The organism is Bacteroidales bacterium, from assembly GCA_018334875.1.
In the GTDB taxonomy this organism is placed as follows: Bacteria; Bacteroidota; Bacteroidia; order Bacteroidales; family UBA12077; genus JAGXLC01.
In genome coordinates this window covers 1-2,566 of sequence record JAGXLC010000524.1, presented here as the reverse complement: position 1 = coordinate 2,566, position 2,566 = coordinate 1, and the positions used below count along the sequence as shown (strand labels likewise).

Below are 2,566 nucleotides of genomic sequence, written 5' to 3'. Positions count from 1 at the left end.
CTTTAACTCCCAACTGTTTTGCCATATCTTCAATATGCCGTGTAAACTTCGCCTGCTGCTGTTTGTATTTGAATTGATAGGAGGGATAGGTAAACCAGTTGTGCTCCGACCAACCGTCTTCCATCCGTCCTTCATGTACCACATCTTTCGGAGGGAACAAAAATACGGCTGAAATTCGGGCAGGTTCCTTCCTTTTCATAGTTTTCCCTGGACTTGCAACAGCCCTGGTTAAAAAAGCCGGCCCCATAAGGATGGCGGCCGTTGCAGCACCGCTAACCCCTATAAAATGCCGCCGGTTCATCCGCGCACTGCCGGATATCATTTCTCCGGTATTTTTTTGTTTATGTATTCTCTTTTTCATATTTAAATCTCAATTAATTTACTAACCAAACTTAAATATAAGTAAAGAAAAAGCCAAATAAATAAATGAGTTTTCCGTAGTGCGTTTCAAGTTTCGAATAGTAAGATAAGCACCCAATCATGCTAAATCCATCCCGGGACCTCGGTCCCGAAAACCCGGAGCCGCTTTGCTCTATGCCCTTAGCTCTTAGCTCTTCGCTCTTTAAACCAGCAACAGCGAAGAAGTAGTGTATAAATTAATATACACCCCTTGAAAATCCAAAAATTAAATCGTATTTTGGAAGTGCAAATCATGCGTCCATCATAAAAAGTATAAAAGGAGATATTTTCAATTATTTGCTTATGGAAAGAGCCGGTATATTCTTAAGAAAAAAGCGTGCCATTATCGGGGCATTCTTGATATCCATTTTGCTTTGGAGCGGCAGTTCATTATTTCACAGGGCATATTCTCAAAAGATACCCGAGGATACTCCCGGCAATATTCGTGTTCTGCTGGATACGCTGCCTCCTTTAAGTCATGACAGACAAGAGCGTCCCCTGTTGTATCAATATTCTGTAGGGGATTTGAGCAATCTTTCCAATAATGACGCCAGGTGGGTTATCCGGGAATTGGCCAAACGGGGAGTTGGAGTGATCACATTCTGGCAGAAAGGTGAAGCAAGAGAATCCCGTATCGAGGAAGGCATTCGAATCGCGAAAATTCAGGAAGAGTTGGGACTGCCTGTCGCAGTGGATGCCACCCGAATTTTGTACAGATTTTATGATGCCTCCCCATCTACCGCCCATATAAACAGAGAAGGAAAAGCTTTTTTCGACAGTTCTTTCGCAGGCCGTGCGATGGGATGTCCTTTTACACTCCATAAACGATTACCGGTCATCAAAAGCCGGGTTGCAGCTTATGTAGAAGCTTACCATGCAGCAGGGGCAGATATAGATATTGTCACAGCAGACTGGGAAATTGACGGGCCCCACGAATGGAATCAGGCATGGGAACATGCCAGACGGTGTGTCCGGTGTCAGGAAAACATTCCCAACATAGAAGACTTCAAAGCTTTTCAGGCCAAAATCCGCTCCTTACGTAGCAAGCTGATTAAAAAAGTTTACACCGGCCCCGTTTTACAAAAATTTCCGGAGGCCTTAATTTCAAATTATGCTTATTATCCCAACGATGGCTGGCGGTATTGGTATGATTATTTTGAATCTCCCCGTCCGGATTTGCCTCATCGCAAAGATCAGCAAGCATTATACCGTCCCTGGTATGATGAGTTTACAGAATCAGGTCTCACTATGGCCATGCCGGTGACCTATACCTGGTATCCTATATACAAATGGTATCCCGAATACAGTTCCGATTACCGCTGGTTCTATAATATGCTCAAGGTAGGAAGCAATGCCGGTAAATCCACTCCTTCCGGTATCCCTATAGCTACATTTGTGCACTGGCATACCACAGCTCCCCCGGAGCATCCGGATCCCGGTTTGGAACAAATGACCCGGCAGTCTTATAAAGAATTGCTCTGGCACTTGCTTTTACGGGGACATGATATGTTGTTTTCCTGGTGCAGAAGAGCAGAATTGGCTACAGAAATGAGTTTGTTGCAGGAGGTCTACAATCAATCCCTTGAATACAACGAGTGGATCCAAAATGGCCGGCCCATCACTTTCAATGTACCCGACCAGGAGAAGTCCGTGGTTTCCGGGTTGAAGCGGAACGACCGGGTGCTTGTAAGACGAACCGATTTCACAGATTATACCGGCCCCATAACCCGCTCTGTCGATGGTAAAAAGCTGACAGTGCCTTATAATCCCGGGGAATGCCAGATACTCCGGCTGAAATGAGGATAACCTCAGACAACAGTAATTTATGGCTGGTAAAGTACCTATAAAATGGAAGAAATGATCACCATGTGACCCAATAATTACCTGTCAATTTCAGATTTATTGAGCTTTCAACTTTTTCAGAAAACCCATAAATTCTTCATTCATGCATCCGTGGCCATAATTTACCCGCATTCGCCTCCATCTTCAAAAAAATCCACAAAAAATTTTGAATTTCACCGGAGAATGTTATACTTTTGTTGTCAGATAACAATGACCCATAAACTTGCTTTTAAAGCTGCCTGTTTACGTTCTTTGACATCCTGGCCGTTTATCCAATGAGGATTGACAATGATTACAAATAAAGATTGCCTCATCCCAACTTATC

The 2,566-nt window shown here is 43.8% G+C and carries 2 protein-coding genes; one reads left to right on the top strand and one right to left on the bottom strand.

Going from position 1 to position 2,566, the window contains the following annotated elements; all coding sequences use genetic code 11:
* Positions 1-361, bottom strand: a 361-nt coding sequence (locus tag KGY70_20725) for a hypothetical protein (GenBank protein ID MBS3777631.1), incomplete at its 3' end; no start/stop codon positions are given.
* 341 nt (positions 362-702) lie between these two features.
* Between KGY70_20725 and KGY70_20720 the strand changes: the two genes are divergently transcribed.
* Positions 703-2,199 carry a hypothetical protein gene (locus KGY70_20720; protein MBS3777630.1) on the top strand — a complete coding sequence of 499 codons (1,497 nt, stop codon included), beginning with the start codon at positions 703-705 and terminating at the stop codon, positions 2,197-2,199.
* Positions 2,200-2,566 lie beyond the last annotated feature (367 nt).

What these genes read in the sequence shown, in the direction of transcription:
- KGY70_20720 (MBS3777630.1), top strand. Translation starts at nt 703, where the DNA reads ATGGAAAGAGCCGGTATATTCTTAAGAAAAAAGCGTGCCATTATCGGG.